Source organism: Aeromicrobium chenweiae, from assembly GCF_003065605.1.
Lineage (GTDB): Bacteria > Actinomycetota > Actinomycetes > Propionibacteriales > Nocardioidaceae > Aeromicrobium > Aeromicrobium chenweiae.
In genome coordinates this window covers 790831-813865 of record NZ_CP026952.1, presented here as the reverse complement: position 1 = coordinate 813865, position 23035 = coordinate 790831, and the positions used below count along the sequence as shown (strand labels likewise).

The following is a 23035-nucleotide window of genomic DNA, read 5'->3' as shown; positions in this document are numbered from 1 at the left end:
TTACCCACGGGCCCATTCACCGGGAGGCGGTGTCCTGCTCGACGGCGACCGGCGCGTGCAGCCGCGAGTGGTGGCGCCCGTACGCGAGGTAGACGACCAGGCCCAGTGCGAGCCAGACCAGGAACCGCAACCAGGTCTCCACGGCCAGGTTGGTCATGAGGGCGATGCACAGGACGCCCGAGACGACCGGCAGCAGCGGCACCTGCGGGGTGCGGAAGGGCCGCTTCATCCGCGGCTTGGTGCGGCGGAGCACCACCACGGCCACCGACACGACGAGGAACGCGAACAGCGTGCCGATCGACACCATCTCGGCCAGCACGCTGAGCGGCACGAACGCGCCGAGGATCGCGACCGCGACGGTCGTGCCCACCGTGATGACCACGGGCGTCTGGTACTTCGGGTGGATCTTGCCGATGGCCGGCGGCAGCAGACCGTCGCGGCACAGCGCGAAGCCGATGCGGCCCATCGCGACGATGTCGACGAGGATCACCGAGGTGAGGCCGGCGACGGCGGCCGTGCCGATGATGATGCCGGCCCAGCCGAGCCCGGACTGGTCGAACGCGTCCGCGAGCGGCTCACCGGTGCTGAGCTTGGTGTACTTGACCATCCCGGTCAGCACGAAGCACACCGCGACGTACAGCACGGTGCAGATGATGAGGGTGCCGATGAGACCGCGCGGCATGTCCTTGGCAGGGTTCTTGGTCTCCTCGCCGAGGTTGGCCACGGCCTCGAACCCGGAGTAGGCGAAGAAGACGACCGCGGCGGCGACCAGCACGCCGGTCACGCCGTACGCGGTCTGGTCGACGCCCGTGATCCACTGCCACAGCGGCTGCTTGAGCCCGCTGGCCGACTCGGCCTTCTCGCTCGGCGGGATGTACGGCTTCTGGTTGTCCATGTCGACGTAGAACAGCCCGACGCCGATGATGAACAGGCAGATCGAGACCTTGATGACGACCAGGGAGTTGGTCACGAGCTTGGACTCACGGATGCCCATCGCGGCGACGACGCCCAGCACGATGACGATGAACACCGCGCCGAGGTTGATGACGCTGTCCTCCTCGCCGAAGAACGCCTTCGGCAGGTCGAACACGCCCTGCAGGTAGCCCGACCAGCCGCGGGCCACGACCGCGGCACCGAGGGCGAACTCCAGGATCAGGTCCCACGCGATGATCCAGGCGAAGATCTCGCCGATCGTCGTGTACGCGTAGGTGTACGAGCTGCCGGCCGTCGGGACAGCGGCGGCGAGCTCGGCGTAACAGAGCGCCGCGAGCATCGCCACGACACCGGCGATCAGGAACGAGACCATCACCGCGGGCCCGGCGTTGTCCTTGGCAGCCGTGCCGGTCAGGGTGAAGATCCCGGTGCCGATCACGATGCCGATGCCGAAGCCCATGAGGTCCCAGACCGTCAGCCGACGACTGAGGCTCGCGCCCTCGTCGTCGCCGGAGGGATCCTCGTCGTTCTGGTGGATGACGTCGTCGACGTTCTTGGTGCGCACGAGCTGCTTGAGCGATCCCCGAAGTGGCATGGGGACGATGCTAGACGGGCGGTTGTGTTCCGCAACTGTACGAACGGGCCTGGGGAGCGAGCCTCGTCACACCGGCCCGATCAGTAGGATCGGCGCCATGATCCGGCAGCGGCTGAGCCGCGGAATTGTTCGTCTCATGCGCTATCGCATGGTCGGTGAGGTGCCGCAGAGCGGCATCCTCGTCGGCGCTCCGCACACGTCCAACTGGGACTTCGTCACGATGCTCCTGGTGATGTGGCACGACGGCGCGCATCCGCGGGTCCTGGTCAAGAAGCAGCTCTTCAAGGGCCCCCTCGGCTGGGTGATCAGGGCGTTCGGCGGCGTGCCGCTGGACCGGGAGAACCCCGGGACGGTCGTCCGCGAGCTCGTCGACGAGGCCGGGTCCGGTGAGCCGTTCCGCCTGATCCTCGCCGCGGAGGGCACGCGGTCGAAGGCCGAGTTCTGGAAGTCCGGCTTCCTGCGCCTGTCCCGCGAGACCGGGCTGCCCGTCACGCTGGCGTTCTTCGACCCGCCGACCCGGACGATGGGCTTCGGGCCCACGTTCCACGCCTCCGACGACGTGCGTGCCGACATGGACATCGTCCGCGAGTTCTACAAGGACAAGCACGGCATCCGGCCCCGGAACGCGACGCCGCCCCGCCTCCGCGAAGAGGCCTGACCCCGCTGGGCCTGACGTTTTGACGAACACGCCGACGGCGTGTCGGTAGAAACGTCAGGGCCAGCGCGGAGGGGTCAGGCGGCGGGGACGGCTGCCGGGACGAGCGTGTCGATGACGGTCCGGGTCCACTCGAGCAGCTCGCGCCCGACCAACGGCTTGCCGCCGACCGCGGCGGTCTTGGGCCGCGGGACGAGGGCGACCTCGGCGGCGACCTTGTACGTGCTGCGCGGATAGACCCGCTGCAGCCGCATCTGTGCCGAGTCGGGGAGCTTGAGCGGCGCGAACCGGATGTTCGGTCCGGCTGCGGTGACCTCGGTGAGGCCTGCCTCCCGCACCCGCACCCGCAGCCGGGCGACGTCGAGCAGGACGTCGACGGCCTCGGGCGGCTCGCCGTAGCGGTCCACCAGCTCGACGCGGATCTCGTCGACCTCGCTGAGCTCGCGGACGTCCGCGAGACGCTTGTACATCTCGAGCCGCAGACGCTCGCTGCCCACGTAGTCGTGCGGCAGGTGCGCCTCGATCGGCAGCTCGATCTTGACCTCGCGCTCGGGCTCGGCGTCGCCGCGGAACTCCGCGACGGCCTCCCCCACGAGCCGCACGTACAGGTCGAAGCCGACGTCGGCGATGTGGCCCGACTGCTCGCCGCCCAGCAGGTTGCCGGCGCCGCGGATCTCGAGGTCCTTCATCGCCACGGCCATGCCGCCGCCGAGCTCGGAGTGCTGGGCGATCGTCGCCAGCCGGTCGTGCGCGGTCTCGGTCAGCGGCTTCTCCGGCGGGTACAGGAAGTACGCGTAGGCGCGCTCGCGCGAGCGTCCGACGCGGCCACGCAGCTGGTGCAGCTGCGAGAGGCCCAGCGTGTCGGCGCGCTCGATGATCATCGTGTTGGCGTTGGACACGTCGAGGCCCGACTCGACGATCGTGGTGCAGACCAGGACGTCGTAGCGCTTCTCCCAGAAGTCGACCATGACCTCCTCGAGCTGGTGCTCGCCCATCTGGCCGTGCGCCGCGGCGACGCGCGCCTCCGGCACCAGCTCCTTGATCCGGGCCACGGCCTTGTCGATGCTCTGCACCCGGTTGTGGATGTAGAACGCCTGCCCCTCGCGGAGCAGCTCGCGCCGGATCGCAGCGATGACCTGCCGGTCCTCGTACGGGCCGACGAACGACAGCACCGGGTGGCGCTCCTCCGGCGGGGTCGCGATCGTCGACATCTCGCGGATGCCGGTGATCGCCATCTCCAGGGTGCGCGGGATGGGCGTCGCGGACATCGACAGCACGTCGACGGCCGCGCGCAGCATCTTCATGGCCTCCTTGTGCTCGACGCCGAACCGCTGCTCCTCGTCGACGATCACCAGGCCCAGGTCCTTGATCTTCACGCCCGGCTGCAGCAGCCGGTGCGTGCCGATGACCATGTCGATCGACCCGTCGGCCAGGCCGGCGAGCGTCTCCTTGGTCTCCTTCTCGGTCTGGAACCGCGACAGCGGCTTCATCGTGACCGGGAACTGCCCGAACCGTTCGGCGAACGTCGCGAAGTGCTGCTGCACGAGGAGCGTGGTCGGCACGAGCAGGATGACCTGCTTGCCGTCCTGGATGGCCTTGAACGCCGCACGCACCGCGATCTCGGTCTTGCCGTAGCCGACGTCGCCGCAGACCAGGCGGTCCATCGGGACGGTGCGCTCCATGTCGCGCTTGACCTCGTCGATCGTGATCATCTGGTCGGGCGTCTCGACGAACGCGAAGGAGTCCTCGAGCTCGGCCTGCCAGGGCGTGTCCGGGCCGAAGGCGTGGCCCTTGGTCGCCTGCCGTGCTGCGTACAGCTTGATGAGCTCGCCGGCGATCTGCCGGACGGCCTTGCGGGCCTTGTTCTTGCGGCTGGTCCAGTCCGAGCCGCCGAGCCGGTCCAGCGACGGGGACTCACCGCCGACGTACCGGCTGATCTGGTCGAGCTGGTCCATCGGGACGAACAGCCGGTCGGCGGGCTGGCCGCGCTTGGACGGGGCGTACTCGATCACGAGGTACTCGCGGGCCGCGCCCTGGACGACGCGCTGGGTCAGCTCGATGTACTTGCCCAGGCCGTGCTGCTCGTGGACGACGAAGTCGCCGGTCCGCAGCTCGAGCGGATCGACCTGCTTGCGGCGCCGGGCCGGCATCTTGCGCTCGGTGCGATCGGCGGTGCGCTGGCCGACGAGGTCGTCGTACGTCATGACCGCCAGCTGCAGCGGAGCCGAGACGAGGCCGTGGGAGAGCTCGCCGCAGCTGATCTGCACGACGCCCGGCGAGGGCGCGGTGACCCCGTCGTCGAGTGCGGACGCGACGTCGTTCTCGGACAGCCACTCCCCCGCGCGCTGGGCCTGGCCGTGCGCCGGCGCGACGAAGACGACGCGCATGCCCGCGCCGACCCACTGCTTGATGTCCGCGAGCGCGGCGGCGGTGTCACCGCGGTACGCGGCGGCGGCCTCCATCTCGACCGCCCGCGATCCCTCGTCCAGGTCGAGTCCGAACGGCGACTGGGAGAACCAGGTGTGGCCCAGTCCCAGGGTCTCCTCGCGGACCTCGTCGAGCGACCGGAACGCGGCCGAGCCGAGGTCGATCGGCGACTCGCCACCCCCGGCGGCCGCCGCCCAGGACGCCTGCAGGAACTCCTCGCTGGTCGCGACGAGGTCGGCGGCGCGGGCCTTGATGCGCTCGGGGTCCATCAGCAGGATCGCCGAGCGCTCCGGCAGCAGGTTGACGAACGACTCCATCTCGTCGGTGAGCACGGGCGTCAGCGACTCCATGCCCTCGACCGCGTGGCCCTGGGAGATCTTGGTGAAGATCTCGACCAGGGACGGGTGCTCGTCCGCGAGCTGCGCGGCCTTGGCGCGCACCTCGTCGGTCAGCAGCAGCTCGCGGCACGGCGGTGCCCAGACGTGGGTGACCGACTCGAGCGTGCGCTGGTCGGCCACCGCGAAGCGGCGGATCTCGTCCACCTCGTCGCCGAAGAACTCGATGCGCAGCGGGTGCTCCTCGGTCGGCGGGAACACGTCGATGATGCCGCCGCGCACGGCGAACTCACCGCGACGCTCGACCAGGTCGACCCGCGAGTACGCGGCGGCGGCCAGGTCGCGCACGACCTGCTCGAGCTCGACCTGGTCACCCTGGTGCAGCTCGACGGGGACGAGGTCGGCCAGGCCCTTGACCTGCGGCTGCAGCAGCGAGCGGATCGGCGCCACGACCACGCGGACCGGGCCGGTGCTGGTGTCGGAGTCGAGCGCCGACGGGTCGGTCGGGTGCACCAGGCGGCGCAGCACCGCCAGCCGGCGGCCCACGGTGTCCGAACGGGGCGAGAGGCGCTCGTGCGGCAGGGTCTCCCACGCCGGGAAGTGCACCACCGCGTCGGCACCCAGCAGCTCGCCGACCTGGGTGGTCAGGTCCTCGGCCTCGCGGGCGGTCGCGGTCACCGCGACGACCGTCGACTGCTGCGCCAACGCGTGGACGAGGAACGGCCGCAACGGCTCGGGGGCCTGGAGCTGCAGCTCCCGCAGCCCGTCCCGCCGATCGTCCAGTGCCTGCGCGATGGTGGGTTCGGTGGCGACGAGAGTCGCGAGGGGCTGCAGGTTCATGACCAGCCCAATCTACCGTTCCACGGCAACCCGGCGACCGGGCGTGCCACGATGAAGCGGTGAGCAGCGCACCGGCCTCCGACGACGTTCCGGGGTTCGTCGCGAGCGTCGTGGTGCCGGCCCACGACGAGGAACGCGGCATCGCCCGGAGCCTCGGCGCGCTGCTCGACGGCAGCGGGCCCTTCGACGTCGTCGTGGTCTGCAACGGCTGCACCGACCGCACCGCCGACGTCGCCCGCGGGTTCGGGCCGCCGGTGCGGGTCATCGAGATCGAGGAGGCGTCCAAGAGCGCCGCGGTCCGCGCCGGCAACGCCGCGACCGACGTGTTCCCCCGGGTGCACGTCGACGCGGACGTCGCGCTGTCCGGTGCCGACGTGGCGCGGCTGCTGGACGCGCTGCGGCAGCCCGGCGTGCTGGCCGTCGCCCCGCGACGGGTCGTCCCTCGCGACGGCTGCAGCCTCGTCGTGCGGTGGTACTACGACGTCTGGGAGCAGCTCCCCCAGGTCGCGAGCGGGCTCTTCGGGCGCGGGGCGTTCGCGCTGAGCCGTGACGCCCAGGAACGCGTGAGTGCCCTGCCGGTCGTGATGAGCGACGACCTCGCGGCCTCCGACGCGTTCACCGACGAAGAGCGGCGGGTCGTCGACGACGCGACGGTGACCGTGTGGCCGCCGCGCACCACGGCTGACCTCCTGCGCCGGCGCGTCCGCGTGGCCACCGGGAACGCCCAGGCGCGGGACGCCGGCGTCCGCCGCGAGGACTCCGCGACCAGCCTGTCGACACTGATCGACATGGCGCGCGGACGGCCGTCCCTCCTGCCGCGCATCGGCGTCTTCCTCGCGGTGACCGTGCTCGCCCGCCTCCGTGCCCGTCGACTGATCCGCTCGGGGGACTTCACGACGTGGCAGCGCGACGAGTCGTCCCGCGCCTGATCGCTCAGCCGACCGCGGCCGGTGTCTCGCTGGCCGGGTTCGTGGCCAGCCAGTCCGACACCGTGTCGTCCCGCACCGCGTTCCACAGCTCCTCGTTGCCGGCGCGGTCCAGGTGGACGACGCTCTGCGAGCCCTCCATCCCGGTACCGGCGACCGGGACGGTCAGGTAGCCGATGCCCGCCGAGCGCAGGTGTCGCAGCGAGACGAGGAGGCCGCGCATCTGGCCGACCGACCAGTCGCTGTCGACCGACAGGTTCTTGGTCAGGATGTCGAGGACCCGGTACGCGTGCCGCGGCTCCTTGACGAGCTCCTGGGTCAGGGTCTCGTCGAGCACGGTGCGCAGGAAGTGCTGCTGGCGGTGGATCCGGTCGAAGTCGCCCCCGGGGAGTCCGGCCCGCTGCCCCACGTAGTCGAGTGCCTCGTCGCCGCTCATGGTGTGGCGTCCTGCGGTCCAGGTGACGTCCCGGTAGCTGTCGTGCACGGTCTCGGGGACGTCCAGCGTCACGCCGCCGAGGGAGTCGGTGAGCTCTCGGAAGCCGTTCCGGTCCACGACGGCCAGGTGGTCGATGCGGATGCCCGTGACGTTCTCGATCGTCCGCACCGCGAGCGACGGTCCCCCGTACGAGAACGCGGCGTTGATCTTGCCGGGACCGTGCCCCGGGATCGTGACCCATGAGTCCCTCGGGATCGAGATGACCGACGCGCCGCGGCGGTCGCCGTCGATGTGCAGGACCATGATCGCGTCGGAGCGCTGCGCTCCGGCCACCCAGGACGCCGCCGTCGCGGCGGTGCCCGTCGTCGGCTCGTCGGAGCGACGGTCGGTGCCGAGCAGCAGGATGTTGACCGCACGGGTCGCCACCACGGTCTTGGCCGGACGGTCGTGGTTCCCGCCGAACACGCCGTCGATGCGCTCGATCTGACCGGCGAGCTGGTGCTGCAGGTACAGCGCGACCACGAGGGACAGCAGCACCGGGGTCAGGAGACAGATCGCGAGGCCCAGCAGGGCCCGGCGCAGGAGACGATGACGGCGTCGCCGCCGTCGGGCCGGCTTGAGCATCCCTCGCCCCTCATCCCGCCGCCGGCTCGAGGCCGTCGCCGCGCTCGACGTACGTCTCGCCGGTCCGCGGGCACCTGAACGTCCCTCCACCGGCGTCCTCCAGCGGCACGCCGGCCCGGCCGACCCACCCCACCCGGCGGGCGGGAACACCTGCCACCAGGGCGTGGTCCGGTACGTCCCTCGTGACGACGGCCCCGGCCGCCACCATCGCCCACCGCCCGATCCGGGCCGGGGCGATGCACACCGCCCGGGCGCCGACCGACGCTCCCGTCCCGACCACGACCCCGACGGCGTCCCAGTCCTCGGCCCGCTTCAGCTCCCCGGTCGGGGTCACCGCACGGGGGAACAGGTCGTTGGTCAGCACCGCCGCGGGCCCGATGAAGACGCCGTCGCCCAGCACGGCCGGCTCGTAGACCAGGGCATGGTTCTGCACCTTGCACCGGTCACCCAGGACCACCCCGGGCCCGACGTACGCCCCTCGTCCGATGATGCACTGCACGCCCAGCCGGGCCTCCTCGCGCACCTGTGCGAGGTCCCACACGAGTGTCCCCGCGCCGATCGAGGCACGGGGATCGATGTCAGCAGTCGCCGCGATGTGCGCTGCACGCAGGTCTTTCATGATCGCCCCATGTGACGAGTCTCCGCACGATCGTGAAAGGAGCGTCAAAAGCGGCGCCGCAGCCAGAAATGGTCGCCCAAACGCCTGCCACGGGCTCTCAAGTGCGGGGATTCTGGCATGAGTCGCAGGTAGATCCCGGCGCCCCGACGGCGACCGGAAGGGGCCTGTGGACCAGGAACAGAGGTCAGGATGTCCAACTCCCGCAGGGGACGCCGAGCGCGGTCACGCGCCCTCGCAGCCCTCACCGCCGGACTGCTGTCGGCGGGTCTCATCACGTCCGTCACGAGCGCGCCGGTCTCCGCCACGGGTGACCCGTGCGGACCGTCCGGCAACCCGATCTCGTGCGAGAACAGCAAACCCGGGTCGCCGGCCAGCGAGTGGGACATCGAGGGTGCCGGCGATCCCGACATCCAGGGCTTCGCGACCGACATCAGCGTGGACGTGGGCCACCAGGTCGACTTCAAGATCGACACCACCGCGCGGTCGTACTCCATCACGATCTACCGCACCGGCTACTACGGCGGCGACGGCGCCCGGAAGATCACGACCGTCACCCCCTCCGCGACGCTTCCCCAGCACCAGCCGTCCTGCATCACCGACGTCTCCACCCAGCTCTACGACTGCGGGACCTGGGGGGTGTCGGCCTCGTGGGACGTGCCGTCCACCGCCGTCTCGGGGGTCTACATCGCCAGGCTGCGGCGCTCGGACACCGGCGGCGAGAGCCACATCACCTTCGTCGTCCGCAACGACGCCAGCACCTCGGCCGTGGTCGCACAGACCTCGGATCCCACCTGGCACGCGTACAACATGTACGGCGGTTCGAACTTCTATCGCGGCGGCAACAACGGCCGCGCCTACCAGCTGAGCTACAACCGGCCCTTCGCGACCCGGGACGGCACCGAGGCCCGTGACTTCTACTTCGCGTCGGAGTACCCGCTGGTCCGGTTCATGGAGAAGAACGGGTACGACGTCAGCTACATCGCGGGCGTCGACTCGGACCGCAACGGGGAGCTGTTGACGAATCACCGGACCTTCGTCTCGATGGGGCACGACGAGTACTGGAGCGGTGCACAGCGCGCCAATGTGGAGGCCGCCCGCGACGCCGGCGTCAATCTGATGTTCCTCAGCGGCAACGAGGCCTACTGGCGGACGCGCTACGAGCCGTCCGCCGACCCCGAGCACACCCCCGGCCGAATCCTCACCTCCTACAAGGAGACCTGGTCCAACGACAAGATCGATCCGTCGCCGGAGTGGACCGGGACCTGGCGCGATCCACGCTTCGCCTCCAAGCTCAGTGGCGCCGGCCGGCCCGAGAACGGGCTGACCGGCACCCTCTACATGTCCAACGACACCGATCTGCCGGTGACCGTCAGCGCCGACGAGGCCAAGCTGCGCCTGTGGCGCGGCACCAGTCTGCGGTCGCTGGCGGCCGGGGCCAGCGCCCAGCTGGCGCCGCACACCGTGGGCTACGAGTCCAACGAGGACCTCGACAACGGGGCCCGGCCCCCGGGCCTGATCCGCCTGTCCACCACGACCGGCCCGGCACCGCAGTACCTGCAGGACTTCGGCAACGACGTCGCGGAGGGGACCACGACCCACCACCTGACGATGTACCGAGCAGCCAGCGGCGCCCTCGTCTTCTCCGCCGGGTCGATCCAGTGGACGTGGGGTCTGGATGCGACCCACGACGGCAACGGCGCCCCCGCGGACCGCCGCATGCAGCAGGCGCAGGTCAACCTCTTCGCCGACATGGGCGCCCAGCCGACGACCCTCGACCCGACCCTCACGGCGGCCACGAAGTCGACCGACACGACGGCACCGACCACGGAGATCACCTCGCCCGACGGCAGCACCAGCGTCGCGAACGGCACCTTCTTCACGGCCACGGGCACCGCGACCGACACCGACGGGGTCGTCGCCGGCGTCGAGGTGTCCACGGACGGCGGCACGACCTGGCACCCGGCGACGGGAACCACCTCGTGGAGCTACCGGTACGTGCAGTCCGGCACCGGGGCCACCCCGGTGATGGCGCGCGCGGTCGACGACAGCGCCAACATCGGCTCGCCCGTGACGCAGTCGCTGACGGTGGGCTGTCCGTGCAGCGTGTTCGGCGACGAGGTCCCGAACGTCCCCGCGGCCGACGACGCGACCAACCTCGAGCTGGGCCTGCGGTTCTCCCCCACGACCGACGGATACGTCTCGGGCGTGCGGTTCTACAAGGGCGCCGGCAACACGGGCACCCACGTCGGCTCGCTGTGGAGCTCCGCGGGGCAGAAGCTCGCTGCCGTCACGTTCTCGGGCGAGAGCTCGACGGGTTGGCAGGAGGCCACGTTCGCCTCAGCGGTCCCCGTCACCAAGGACGAGACCTACACGGTGTCGTACACCGCTCCGAACGGCCACTACGCCGTCAAGCCCCACGCGTTCAGTGCGATGGGCGTCAAGGCGCACCCGTTGTCGGTCGACGGTGGTTACGGGGCCGTCCGCGCAGGGGTGCACGGCGCCCCCGGTCGGATGCCCGACAGCGCCTTCCGCAACAGCAACTACTACGTCGACGCGCTCTTCGTGCTGACGGACAGCTCGCCGTTGACCGTCACGTCGCACTGGCCGTTGTCGGGCTCGACGAGCGTGCCGCTCGGGTCGACGGTCTCCGCGACGTTCTCCAAGCCCCTGGCCCCCGGGTCCGCCACGATGACGCTCACGGACGCCAACGGCTCGCTCGTGGACGGCAGCACCGCCTACGACGCTGGCAGCCGCACCGTCACGTTCACGCCGTCGTCCGAGCTCAGCGGATTCGTGAAGTACACCGCGAGGGCGGGCGGGGTGGACACCCAGGGCAACGCCGTGTCCAGCGGGGCGAGATCCTCGTTCACGACCGTCAAGCCGGCACCCCCTCGGGGCGTGTGCCCGTGCAGCACCATGACCGACTCCACGACGCCGACCATCCTGCAGGCCGCAGACCCGTCCGCTGTGAGCCTGGGCGTGCGGTTCTCCGCGGACGTCCCCGGGACGATCACCGGGGTCAAGTTCTACAAGGGACCGAACAACACCGGCAGCCACACCGGTGCGCTGTGGACCGCGTCGGGCACGCAGCTCGCGGAGGGCACGTTCACCGACGAGAGCACCAGCGGCTGGCAGACCCTGACGTTCGACGAACCCGTCGAGATCGCGAAGAACACCGAGTACGTCGCGTCCTACCGCGCTCCGGCCGGGATGTACTCGGCCACGCCCGGCGATCTCGCCGCGGAGCGGATCACCGCGCCGCTGCGCACGTCGGCCAACGGCGGCTCCTACACGTACGGCTCGGGCTTCCCCGCCACCCGCACGTCCACGAGCTACCTGGTGGACGTCGTGTTCGAACGGTTGGCGCCACAGATCGCGATCACCGCCCAGGACCCGCCGGCCGGCGCGGTGGACGTCCCGCGGGACACCGACATCGGGGTGTGGTTCGACGACGCGATCAAGCCCGGCGCCACACTGGACGTCACGAGCGGCGGTTCCCCCGTCACCGGCACGAGCAGGCTGAGCGCGGACGCGACCAGACTGACGTTCGACCCGGCGGGGCTGCTGCCCCAGGACGCCACCGTCACCGTGACGCTCACCGACGTGACGTCCACGAGCGGTGCCTCGCTCGGCACGAGGACCTGGACGTTCCACACGTCCACCGGCGACAGCACCGGGGAGCCGCAGACGCTGTTCAGCGACCAGGTCCCCCAGGTGCCGTCGGTCAATGACGGGTCCGCGGTCGAGGTCGGCACCGCATTCCGGCCCGCCAAGGACGGGACGATCACCTCGATCCGGTTCTACAAGGGTCCCGGCAACGCCGGAACCCACGTCGGACGGCTCTGGAGCGAGACCGGCCAGCAGCTGGCCAGCGTGACGTTCACGAACGAGACCCCGACGGGCTGGCAGACGGCCCGGCTCCCCCAGCCGGTGTCCGTCACCGCGGGGACGTCCTACGTGGTGTCGTACCTGGCTCCGCAGGGTCACTACGCGTCGACCGGCGGTTTCTTCGCCAACGCCCTGACCAACGGTGACCTGACCGCGCCCGCGGGCAAGAACGGCCGCTATCTGTACGGGTCGTCGGGGGGCCTGCCCATCTACGACTTCAACGCGACGAGCTATTTCGTCGACGTCGCCTTCGTGGCGGACCCGCCCACGCTGACCGTACGGGACGTGTCACCGGACTCCGGGGACACCGACGTCCAGCTCGCGAGCACGGTCTCCGCGACGTTGTCCGCGCCGGTTGCCCCCGGCTACTCGCTGACGGTCACGAACGGCACGAGCGAGGTCGCCGGGACGACCAGCCTCTCCAGCGACAAGGAGACCATCACGTTCACGCCGTCGGCCCGCCTGCCTGCGGACACCGAGCTGACGGCGCGCCTGAGGGACGTCGTGTCCACCGAGGGCGCCTCCGTGGCGGACCGGACGTGGACCTTCCGCACCGAGGCGAGCGGCACCACGGCACACTCCCTGTTCGCCGGGTCGACACCCAGTGTCGCGTCACTCAACGACAGCAGCCCCGTCGAGCTCGGCACCGCGTTCTCCTCCTCGGTGGACGGGACCGTCACCGCGATCCGGTTCTACAAGGGTCCGGGCAACGGCGGCACGCACGTGGGCAGCCTCTGGTCCGCCAGCGGGGAACGGCTCGCGATGGTCACCTTCACCGGCGAGGGCGCGAGCGGGTGGCAGACCGCCACCCTCTCCACCCCTGTCCCGATCACCGGCGGGACGACGTACGTCGTGTCCTACTACGCCCCCGAGGGCCACTACTCGGTGACGCCCGGCTTCTTCGCGGTGCCGTGGACCGTCGGTCCGCTCAGCGCGCGCACGAGCAACAACGGCGTCTTCGCGTACGGCGAGGGCGGCGGCTTCCCGACCGGCTCCTACAACGCGACCAACTACTTCGTCGACGTGATCGTGCGGGCGGCGTCCTCATGAAAGGAACATCGTGACCACTGACAACAAGCTCGGCGTCGCCGTCATCGGGGCGGGTTACTGGGGTCCCAACCTCGCCCGCAACTTCCGCGCGAGTGCGGACTGGGAGCTGCGTGCCGTCTGCGACCTGGACCTCGACCGCGCACGGAGCGTGGCCGGTGACGGTGTCGCGGTGACCCGTTCGCTCGACGAGGTCCTGGCCCGCCCCGACATCGACGCCGTCGCGATCGCCACGCCGGCCCGCACGCACCAGGCGATGGCCTTGCCGGCGCTGGAGGCCGGCAAGCACGTCGTCGTGGAGAAGCCCCTCGCCGACAGCCTCGCGAACGCGACCCGGATGGTGCGGACCGCCCGGGAGCGCGGGCTGGTCCTCATGGCCGACCACACCTACTGCTACACACCGGCCGTCCTGAAGATCAGGGACCTCATCGCGGACGGCTCGCTCGGCGACATCCTGTTCGTCGACTCCGTGCGCATCAACCTCGGCCTCATCCAGCCCGACGTCGACGTGTTCTGGGACCTGGCCCCGCACGACCTGTCGATCCTCGACTTCATCCTCCCCGGCGGCCTGCGCCCCGAGGGGGTCGCGGCCCACGGCGCCGACCCGCTCGGGGCCGGCCGGCCGTGCGTCGGCTACCTGACCCTGCCGTTCGGGAACGGCGCCCTCGCCCACGTCCACGTCAACTGGCTGAGCCCGACCAAGATCCGCCAGATGGTCATCGGCGGGACCCGCCGCACCCTCGTGTGGGACGACCTCAACCCGCAGCAGCCGCTCAGCGTCTACGACCGCGGGGTCGACCTCGCCGACCAGCCGTCCACGGCTGCCGACCGCAGGGACTCGACGATCTCCTACCGCCTCGGTGACACCTGGGCACCGGCCCTGCCGCACCGCGAGGCGCTCGGGCAGATGGCGACGGAGTTCGCCGCGTGCATCCGCGACGGCCGGGCGTCGCGGACCGACGGCGAGTCCGGCCTGCGCGTGCTCTCGGTGCTCGAGGCGGCCGCCCGCAGCCTGCGCACCGACGGCGCGCTGACCCGGCTGGAGCCGGACCAGCCCTCCGTCCCCGTCCCCCCGATCGTCTCCAGCAGGAAGGTGTCAGCCGCATGACCTCACTAGACGGAGCCCGCGTGCTCGTGACCGGCGGTGCCGGCACGATCGGGTCCACGATCGTCGACCAGCTGCTCGCAGCCGGAGCCAGCCACGTCGACGTGCTCGACAACCTCGTGCGGGGACGCCTCGGCAACCTCGACGCCGCGCTCGCGAGCGGGCGGGTCACCCTCGTCGAGGGCGACATCCGGGACCGCGACACCGTCCACGACGTCACCGCCGGCCAGGACGTCGTCTTCCACCAGGCCGCCCTGCGGATCACGCAGTGTGCCGAGGAGCCGAGGCTGGCCCTGGAGGTGCTGGTCGACGGCACGTTCAACGTGTACGAGGCGGCGGTGGACCGGCACGTCGACAAAGTCATCTCAGCCTCGTCGGCGTCCGTGTACGGCATGGCCGAGGAGTTCCCCACCGACGAGCGGCACCACCACCACAACAACGACACGTTCTACGGTGCCGCCAAGTCGTTCAACGAGGGCATGCTGCGCAGCTTCCGGGCGATGCACGACCTGGACTACGTGCTCCTGCGCTACTTCAACGTCTACGGGCCCCGGATGGACGTGCACGGGCTCTACACCGAGGTGCTCGTGCGGTGGATGGAGCGCATCGAGGACGGGCAGCCGCCACTCGTGTTCGGCGACGGCGAGCAGACCATGGACTTCGCCTACACGACCGACATCGCCCGCGCGAACATCCTGGCCGCGGAGAGCAGCGTCACCGAAGGCGTCTACAACATCGCCTCCGGCTCCGAGACGAGCCTGCTCGAGCTCGCCGAGACGCTCTCGCAGGTCATGGGCTCGACCACGCCGGTCCAGCACGGGCCCGAGCGCGCGGTCAACGGAGTCGCGCGCCGCCTGGCCGACGTGTCCGCCGCACGACGTGACCTGGGGTTCGAGACCCGGGTCGGCCTGGCTGAGGGGCTGGACGAGCTGGTGCGCTGGTGGCGGCCGCTGCGGGCCGAGATCTCGGTCGGGCGGAGCATGGAGCAGCAGCGATGAGCCGCGTGAACGTGATGCAGCCATGGCTGGGCAAGGAAGAGGTCGCCGCCCTCACCGAGGTCATCTCCTCCGGGTGGATCGCCCAGGGACCACAGGTCGCCTCGTTCGAGGCCACCTTCGCCCGGGTGCAGCAGGCTGAGCACGCCGTCGCGGTGTCCAGCTGCACGACGGCGCTGCACCTGGCCCTGGAGGTCGCCGGGGTGAGGCTCGGTGACGAGGTGGTCGTCCCGTCGTTCTCCTTCATCGCCACCGCGAACGCACCGACGTACGTGGGAGCGCGGCCGGTGTTCGCCGACGTCGACCCCGTCACCGGCAACCTGACGGCCGCCACGGTCGAGCGGGCGCTCACGGAGCGCACCCGTGCGGTCATCGCGGTGGACCAGGGTGGCGTCCCCGTCGCCCTGGACGAGCTGCGGGCCCTGTGCGACCCACGGGGCATCGTGGTCATCGAGGACGCTGCGTGCGGCGCCGGGTCGACGTACCACGGCCGCCCCGTGGGAGCGGGTGCCGAGATCGCGGTCTGGTCGTTCCATCCGCGCAAGATCGTCACGACCGGCGAGGGCGGCATGGTCACCACCTCGCGCGCCGACTGGGCCGACCGCGCGCGGCGCCTCCGCGAGCACTCGATGAGCGTCTCGGCCGCGGACCGCCACGGCAGCACCTTGGCGCCGGCCGAGGAGTACACCGAGATCGGGTTCAACTACCGCATGACCGACCTCCAGGCCGCGGTCGGGATCGTGCAGCTGCGCAAGCTGAGCGAGATCATCGAGCGCCGCCGCGAGCTCGCGGAGGTCTACACCAAGTACATCAACGACATCGACGGGCTGCGCCCGGTCGCCGATCCCGCCTGGGGCACCACGAACTTCCAGTCGTACTGGGTCGAGGTCAGCGACCCGTACCCGCTGGATCGGGACGGGCTCCTGGCCCATCTGGCGTCGGTGGACATCTCGGCGCGGCGCGGCATCATGACGGCCCACCGCCAGCCCGCGTACGCCCACGAGGGGCTCGGGCCGGGCTCGCTGCCGGTCTCCGAGCAGCTCAGCGACACGACGCTGATCCTGCCCCTGTTCCACCAGATGTCCGTGGGAGAGCAGTCCCGGGTCATCGCAGCCCTCATCAGCGGAAGCGGAGAAGAACGATGGACAACCTGATCCTCATCGGTGCCGGGGGGCTCGCCCGCGAGGTGGGCGAGGCGGTCGCCGCCTCGGGCCGGTACCACATCCTCGGAGTCGTCGACGACGATCCGGCGCTGCACGGGACGTCGGTCGGCGGGATGCCGGTGCTGGGCGGTCTCGACCAGGTGTTCTGGGACCGCAGCTCGTACGTCGTCGTCTGCACCGGCCAGGGCCGCACCCGCCAGGCGATCGTCGCGCGGCTCGCGGACCACGACATCGGACCCTCGCGGTTCGGCACGGTCGTCCACCCGTCCGTCCACGTCCCGCCCTCGTGCTTCCTCGGCGTCGGCTCGGTGCTGCTGGCCCACGTGGCCATCACGGCGGACGCCCGGATCGGCCGGCACGTCGTCGCGATGCCCAACGTCACGGTGACCCACGACGACGTCGTCGGTGACTACGCCACCTTGTGCGCAGGCGTCAGCCTGGCCGGCGGCGTCACGGTCGGTGCCGGGGCCTACCTCGGCACCAACGCGAGCGTGCGTCAGGACGTGCACGTCGGTGCCGACAGCACGCTCGGGATGGGCTCGACCCTGCTCGACGACCTGCCGGACGGCGAGACCTGGGTGGGCGTCCCCGCGCGGGAGCTGGCTCGGCCCCCGGGCTGGCTGTCCTTGACGCCCGTGCTGGAGGAGACGTCGTGATCGTGCGTCCGGCTCCCCTGCGGACGCGGCCTCGCGTCTCGGTCGTCATTCCCTGCTACAACTACGGCCAGTTCCTGCCGACTGCCGTCGGCAGCGTCCTGGACCAGGCCGGGCTGGACGTCGACGTGCTGATCGTCGACGACGCCTCCACCGACGACAGCCTCGACGTGGCGGCCGCGCTCGCCGCGGCGGACGACCGGGTCGCCGTCCTGGCGCACGAGCGGAACGCCGGCCACATCGCGACCTACAACGACGGTCTGGCGGAGGTCCGCGGCGACTACGTGGTCCTGCTCTCCGCCGACGACGCCGTGCCGAGGAACGCCCTGACGCGAGCCGTCACGTTGATGGAGAACCACCCGGGCGTGGGTCTCGTCTACGGCTTCCCGGAGAACTTCGAGGACCACCTGAGAGACGTTCCCGACGTGGTGCGCAGCTGGTCGGTCTGGTCGGGCCAGGACTGGCTCGAACGGATCTGCCGCAAGGGCAAGAACGTGATCATGAGTCCCGAGGTGGTCATGCGTCGCGCGGCCTGGGACGAGATCAGCTCGTACGACCCTCGGCTGCCGCACGCCGCAGACATGGCGATCTGGCTCCGCACCGCTCAACGGTGGGACATCGGCCGGGTGAACGGCCCTCCGCAGGCCTTCTACCGGGTGCACGGCGAGAACATGCACCTGACGACGTACGCCGGCATGATCACCGACCTGCGCGAGCGCTCCTTGGTCTTCGACCTGCTCCTGGGAGCCGGCTCCGCTGCCGGTACGGCCGACGCGGCCCGTCTGCACGCGATGGCCCGACGAGCCCTGGCCCGGACTGCGGTGCGGCTGGCCGTCAACGAGGGGATCGGGGCGGACCCGGACGCACCCACGGACGAGCTCGCCGACTTCGCCCGCACGCTGTGGCCGCCGGTCCAGCGCACGCGCGAGTGGCAGCGGTACTCACGATCGGCGCGGACGGACGTCGTACGGCCGCCGAAGGTCACGTTCGCCGGTCGCGCCCGCACCCACCTGGCCTGGCGCCAGTGGCGCCGGTACGGGACATGAGCGCCGATACGGAGCTCGGGACACGGGTCGGCAAGGGACTTGCCTGGAGTCTCGCCAACGGTCTCGTGCTGCGGCTCGGCACGTTCGTCGTGGGGATCGCCCTGGCGCGCATTCTGGCTCCCGAGGACTTCGGTGTCTTCGCGATCGCGCTGACTGTGCAGACCATCTTGATGAACCTGGCCGATCTCGGGCTCGCGGCCGACCTGGTCCGGCACGGCGACCTGCCGACGCGCGGCCCGACGATCGCGACCTTGTCGGCCGTGTCGTCCTCGGTGCTGGCCCTGACGATGGCCGTCAGCGCCGGGGCTGTCACCACAGCCCTCGGGAGCTCGGACGCCACCGGAGCCGTCCGCCTCATGGCGGTCACGATCCTGTTCGCCGGCATCGGAGTCGTTCCGTACGCCCACCTGCAGCGGGAGTTCATGCAGAAGCAGCTCTTCCTGATCGAGTCGGCGAGCTTCGTCATCTTCACGACGCTCAGCGTGACGCTGGCCGTGGCCGGCATGGGTGCACTCGCGCTGGCCATCGCCCGCGTGGTGTCCCAGGCGGTGGCGACCTGCCTGCAGTTCCGGCTCTCCCGCCAGCCCCTCCGGTTCGGCTGGGACGCCGACATCGCGCGAAGCGGTATCCGGTTCGGGCTGCCCCTGGCGTGCGCCGGGCTCCTCGCCCTCACTCTTCTCAACCTGGACTACGTCCTGGTGGGGCACGCGGCAGGTGTCGTGACCCTGGGCTTCTACGTCCTCGCGTTCAACATCTCGTCATGGCCGACGACCCTCGTCGGCTCGGCGATCCGTGCCGTGGCGATGCCGGCCTTCGCCCACCGCGAGCGCTCGCTGGGCGCCCGCGACCATCAAGGCGTGGTGGCCGCCACCGGACTGACGCTGGCCGTCGCGCTGCCCGTCGGCGCGGCGCTGACGGTGATGGCGACGCAGACGATCGAGGTCGTCTACGGGTCCCGATGGCTGCCCGCGGCGTCCGCGCTCGCCGGGCTGGCCGTGTTCGGGGTGCTGCGCGTGGTGTTCGACCTCTGGGTCGCGTTCCTCACCTCCTGCGGGGACTCCGTTGCCCTGCTGTGGACCCAGGCGATGTGGATCGTGGTCCTCGGCCCCGTCATGTACGTCGCCATACGTCTCGAGGGCCTGCGCGGCGCAGGATGGTCGCACGCGCTCGTCGCGGCAGGGGTCATGCTTCCGCTCTATCTCGTGGCGATGCGCCGCGTCGGTGTCCCGGCCCGGGACCTGCTGCGGTCGTTCGTCCCCTCGATCATCGCGATCCTCCCGGCGACGGCGGCCGGCTGGTTCGTCTCCGACCACATCGGTCCCCCGTTCCTCGCCGTGCTCGGCGGAGGGACGGCACTTCTGGCCTGTTACGGGGCGCTCATCTGGCCGTGGTTGCGCAGACAACCTGCTGCCAAGTCACTCCGCCGGCCCCGCCGCCGAGCCCAGCACGAACCTCGTACGTCCTACTCCGAAGGAGCATCATGAACGACACCGACATCCCTCTGGTCGATCTGCGCCTTGCGCACCGCCGCGTCGCCGACGACGTGGCGATCGGTTTCGCGAGGGTGCTGGAGGCCGCCTCCTACGTCCTCGGGCCAGAGGTGACCGCGTTCGAGGAGGCCTTCGCCGCCTACTGCGGTGTGGACCACTGCCTCGGCGTGGGCAACGGCACCGACGCGGTCGAGCTGGCCCTGCGCGGATGCGGCATCGGTCCCGGCGACGAGGTCATCATCCCGGCGAACACGTTCGTCGCGACGGCCGAGGCCGTCGTGCGCACAGGTGCCACCGTCGCCCTGGCGGACGTCACGGCGGATCACCTGATCGACCCCCTGTCGGTGGCGGCGCGACTGACCCCGGCGACGCGGGCCGTCATCGGGGTCCACCTGTACGGGCAGATGGCGCCGATGGAGCAGCTGCGGAGCGTGGTGGGCCAGGACGTGGCCCTGATCGAGGACGCGGCCCAGTCCCAGGGCGCTCGCCGGTTCGGTCACCGCAGCGGCTCGATCGGCGATGCTGCCGCCACCAGCTTCTACCCCGGCAAGAATCTCGGCGCCTATGGCGACGCCGGCGCCGTCACCACCGCGTCCGCGACTATCGCCGACTACCTCCGCGCGGTCCGCAACCACGGCGGGACACACAAGTACGAGCACCTCGAGATCGGCGTCAACTCCCGCCTCGACAGCCTCCAGGCGGTGGTGCTGTCCACCAAGCTCGCGGTCCTCGACGACTGGAACGACGAACGACGTGCCGCCGCACAGCGCTACGACGGCCTGCTCTCGGACATCGAGGGGCTGCAGCTGCCGACGGTCGCCGAGGGCAATGAGCACGTCTGGCACCTGTACGTCATCCAGAGCGACGAACGCGACGAGCTGGTCTCCGCGCTGAACGGGGCAGGCATCGGGGCGGGCATCCACTACCCGCGCCCGATCCACCTGCTGCCCGCCTTCGAGCACCTGGGGCACCGACGGGGCGACTTCCCGGTCACCGAGGCAGCGGCGGAGCGCATCCTGTCGCTGCCCCTGTTCCCCGGCATCACCGCCGAGCAGCAGACCCGGGTGGCCGAGGCCGTGCGCAGCTCGCTCAGCACGAGGGCACTCCTCGCGTGAACGTGCGCGGGGCGACCCAGAAGCTGCGCCACGAGGGGCCCGCCGGTCTGGCGCGCCGCATCGTGCGTCGCGCACACGATCGCCTGGGGGCAGGGGCGCTCGACTTCCCGCTGCTGCCCGGGGACATCGCCGACTCCGGCTCGCTCCCGGCAGTCACGGCCGGCAAGCGCTCACGATCCGACGGCCCGCTGACCATCGGGTGGCTGTCGACACCCCCCAGTGCGGGATCGGGCGGTCACACCACGATGTTCCGGATGATCCGGGCCCTGGAGGACGCAGGGCACACCTGCGTCCTGTTCCTGTACGACCGTCACCACGGCGACCTCACGCGTCATGCCGAGGTCGTGGCCCACTCGTGGCCGTGGGTCGGAGCGGAGGTCCGCGACGCCTCCTCCGGCTGGGAGGGCGTCGACGCGGTCGTGGCCACCAGCTGGCCCACCGCCCACGTGCTGGCCAGGCGTGGCACGGGGCTGCACCGTCTCTACTTCGTCCAGGACTACGAGCCGTTCTTCTTCCCTCGCGGGTCGGAGCACGAGCTGGCAGCCGACACCTACCGCTTCGGCTTCACGAACATCGCGCTCGGGACGATGGTCCACGACCGGCTCCGCCACGAGCTGGGGGTGTCGTCGCACGTCGTGCCGTTCAGCTGCGACACGAACGTCTACTCGTTGGAGCACCGTGGCGCGCGGTCGGGCGTCGTGTTCTACGCCAAGCCCGACGTCCCTCGACGGGGATATCTGCTCGGCATGCTCGCGCTCGAGGAGTTCCACCGGCGCCATCCCGAGCACCCGATCCACGTGTACGGCGAGGCCATGCCCGAGGTGTCGTTCCCGGTGATCCGCCACGGTCGACTCACGCCCGACGAGCTGAACCTGTTGTACAACCAGACCGTCGCGGGTCTGGCCATGTCCTTCACCAACATCTCGCTGGTCGCCGAGGAGATGCTCGCGTCCGGGACGATCCCCGTGGTGCCCGATCTGCACGATGCCCGCGCGGACCTGCCGAACGACGAGGTCGCCTGGTCGCCCCCCACACCCGCCGGGCTCGCTCGCGCGCTGTGCCGAGCCGTCGAGGACCCTGACGTCCCGGGCCGCGCGGTGCGCGCCGCGGCGAGCGTGCGGACCGACAACTGGCAGGAGGCCGGACGTGCCGTGGTGCGCATCATCGAGGACACGGCGCTGACTGCCGGTCCCCCGCAGGTCAGCTGGGAAGCATCCGGTCCGAGCAGCCCAGCTCCACCGGTCGCGACCCCGGCACCAGCAGCGCCTTGATGGCAGTGGCCGACTCATGATGACCCCGCAGGACCCAGGACGTCTCACTCGCCACCGCGAGCAGCAGGTAGAGCACGGACGCGCCTCGCCCGTGGCGACGCCGGAACAGGCGGACCCGGTTGACGATCTGCATCGCGTGGATGCGTGCGCTGCGCCCGGACTGCCCGCCGATGTGCACCGCCAGCGCCGCCGGCTCGTACCGCGTGACCCATCCGATGTCGCGGGCGCGCAGGCAGTAGTCGGTCTCCTCGGAGTACAGGAAGTACGACTCGTCCCACCCACCCAGCGCGTCGAAGCACTCCCTCGACAGCAGCATCACCGCGCCCGTGGCCCAGTCCGTGACGTGCGGAGACGCGTACGCCCCGTGGTCCTGGACCGTCTCGCTGAGGGCCGGCCGGCGCGTTCGGCCAAGACCCAGGGCCCGGCCGAGCGTCGGCTCCCGTCGCAACGACAGCGAGAGCTGCCCGTGGTCGTCCACCAGCCTCGGGACGACGGCTGCGGTCCGGGGCTGCTGCAACGTGGAAGCCATCACGGCGACCGAGCCAGGATCCATCCGCACGTCCGGGTTGAGCAGGAGGATCGGTCCCTCGACGGGCAACGCCCGGACGCCGGTGTTCAGGCCCGCCGCGTAGCCACGGTTCTGCTCCCTGACCAGGACGCAGTCGCCTCGCCTGCTCACCACGTCGCAGGTGTCGTCGCTGGAACCGTTGTCGACGACGACCACCCGTGCGCTCAGACCGGCGAGCGCCGCAGGAAGGCTGTCGAGCAGGTCGCCGATGACCGCAGAGCTGTTGTACGTGACCACGACGACGGCGATCTCAGGGGCCACACCCACATGCTAGACCGGCTTCTCGCCGTTGACCTGGACAATC

The 23035-nt window shown here is 70.8% G+C and carries 16 protein-coding genes; 11 read left to right on the top strand and 5 right to left on the bottom strand.

Annotation, left to right across the window (positions count from 1 at the left end):
- Positions 1 to 16: 16 nt before the first annotated feature.
- Positions 17 to 1528 (bottom strand): APC family permease, encoded by a 1512-nt coding sequence (locus C3E78_RS03980; RefSeq protein WP_108577092.1) that lies wholly within the window; start codon positions 1526 to 1528, stop codon positions 17 to 19.
- 136 nt (positions 1529 to 1664) lie between these two features.
- On the opposite strand from C3E78_RS03980, the gene C3E78_RS03975 reads away from it, so the two are divergent.
- Positions 1665 to 2186: a 1-acyl-sn-glycerol-3-phosphate acyltransferase gene (locus C3E78_RS03975; RefSeq protein ID WP_243834207.1), complete on the top strand. Its 522-nt coding sequence runs from the start codon at positions 1665 to 1667 to the stop codon at positions 2184 to 2186.
- Positions 2187 to 2260: 74 nt separating this feature from the next.
- On the opposite strand, the gene mfd is transcribed toward C3E78_RS03975, so the two are convergent.
- Positions 2261 to 5785, bottom strand: a complete 3525-nt coding sequence (gene mfd, locus C3E78_RS03970; protein WP_108577090.1) for a transcription-repair coupling factor — start codon at positions 5783 to 5785, stop codon at positions 2261 to 2263.
- Between the two features lie 59 nt (positions 5786 to 5844).
- Here mfd and C3E78_RS03965 point away from each other — a divergent pair, with 59 nt between their 5' ends.
- Positions 5845 to 6714, top strand: a complete 870-nt coding sequence (locus C3E78_RS03965) for a glycosyltransferase family 2 protein (protein ID WP_108577089.1) — start codon at positions 5845 to 5847, stop codon at positions 6712 to 6714.
- 4 nt (positions 6715 to 6718) lie between these two features.
- Here the strand turns inward: C3E78_RS03965 and C3E78_RS03960 are convergent, their stop codons facing one another.
- Positions 6719 to 7771: an LCP family protein gene (locus tag C3E78_RS03960; protein WP_108577088.1), complete on the bottom strand. Its 1053-nt coding sequence runs from the start codon at positions 7769 to 7771 to the stop codon at positions 6719 to 6721.
- 10 nt (positions 7772 to 7781) lie between these two features.
- On the bottom strand, positions 7782 to 8381 hold the full coding sequence (locus C3E78_RS03955) for an acyltransferase (protein WP_424922766.1): 600 nt from the start codon (positions 8379 to 8381) through the stop codon (positions 7782 to 7784).
- Positions 8382 to 8579: 198 nt separating this feature from the next.
- Between C3E78_RS03955 and C3E78_RS03950 the strand changes: the two genes are divergently transcribed.
- Genes C3E78_RS03950 through C3E78_RS03910 form a run of 9 tightly spaced genes read left to right on the top strand, consistent with a single transcriptional unit; the run spans position 8580 to position 22163 of the window.
- The gene (locus tag C3E78_RS03950; RefSeq protein WP_108577086.1) at positions 8580 to 13328 is read left to right on the top strand and encodes a DUF4082 domain-containing protein; all 4749 of its coding nucleotides are present in this window, start codon (positions 8580 to 8582) and stop codon (positions 13326 to 13328) included.
- A 10-nt stretch (positions 13329 to 13338) separates the two neighbouring features.
- Positions 13339 to 14433, top strand: a complete 1095-nt coding sequence (locus C3E78_RS03945; protein ID WP_235833808.1) for a Gfo/Idh/MocA family protein — start codon at positions 13339 to 13341, stop codon at positions 14431 to 14433.
- Positions 14430 to 15428, top strand: coding sequence for an NAD-dependent epimerase/dehydratase family protein (locus tag C3E78_RS03940; protein WP_108577084.1), 999 nt, complete (start codon positions 14430 to 14432; stop codon positions 15426 to 15428). Before C3E78_RS03945 ends, C3E78_RS03940 begins: the two co-directional genes overlap by 4 nt.
- Positions 15425 to 16579: a DegT/DnrJ/EryC1/StrS family aminotransferase gene (locus C3E78_RS03935; RefSeq protein ID WP_108577083.1), complete on the top strand. Its 1155-nt coding sequence runs from the start codon at positions 15425 to 15427 to the stop codon at positions 16577 to 16579. Before C3E78_RS03940 ends, C3E78_RS03935 begins: the two co-directional genes overlap by 4 nt.
- On the top strand, positions 16567 to 17244 hold the full coding sequence (locus C3E78_RS03930; RefSeq protein ID WP_108577082.1) for an acetyltransferase: 678 nt from the start codon (positions 16567 to 16569) through the stop codon (positions 17242 to 17244). Before C3E78_RS03935 ends, C3E78_RS03930 begins: the two co-directional genes overlap by 13 nt.
- The gene (locus C3E78_RS03925; RefSeq protein WP_159085809.1) at positions 17241 to 18287 is read left to right on the top strand and encodes a glycosyltransferase family 2 protein; all 1047 of its coding nucleotides are present in this window, start codon (positions 17241 to 17243) and stop codon (positions 18285 to 18287) included. The genes C3E78_RS03930 and C3E78_RS03925 overlap by 4 nt, the downstream gene beginning before the upstream one ends.
- Positions 18284 to 19771, top strand: coding sequence for an oligosaccharide flippase family protein (locus tag C3E78_RS03920; RefSeq protein WP_108577080.1), 1488 nt, complete (start codon positions 18284 to 18286; stop codon positions 19769 to 19771). The genes C3E78_RS03925 and C3E78_RS03920 overlap by 4 nt, the downstream gene beginning before the upstream one ends.
- Positions 19768 to 20892, top strand: coding sequence for a DegT/DnrJ/EryC1/StrS family aminotransferase (locus tag C3E78_RS03915; RefSeq protein ID WP_108577079.1), 1125 nt, complete (start codon positions 19768 to 19770; stop codon positions 20890 to 20892). The genes C3E78_RS03920 and C3E78_RS03915 overlap by 4 nt, the downstream gene beginning before the upstream one ends.
- Entirely contained in the window at positions 20889 to 22163 is a 1275-nt protein-coding gene (locus C3E78_RS03910; RefSeq protein WP_108577078.1) for a rhamnosyltransferase WsaF family glycosyltransferase, read from the top strand. Before C3E78_RS03915 ends, C3E78_RS03910 begins: the two co-directional genes overlap by 4 nt.
- On the opposite strand, the gene C3E78_RS03905 is transcribed toward C3E78_RS03910, so the two are convergent.
- Positions 22093 to 22992 (bottom strand): glycosyltransferase family 2 protein, encoded by a 900-nt coding sequence (locus C3E78_RS03905; protein WP_159085808.1) that lies wholly within the window; start codon positions 22990 to 22992, stop codon positions 22093 to 22095. The genes C3E78_RS03910 and C3E78_RS03905 overlap by 71 nt on opposite strands.
- Positions 22993 to 23035: the final 43 nt, after the last annotated feature.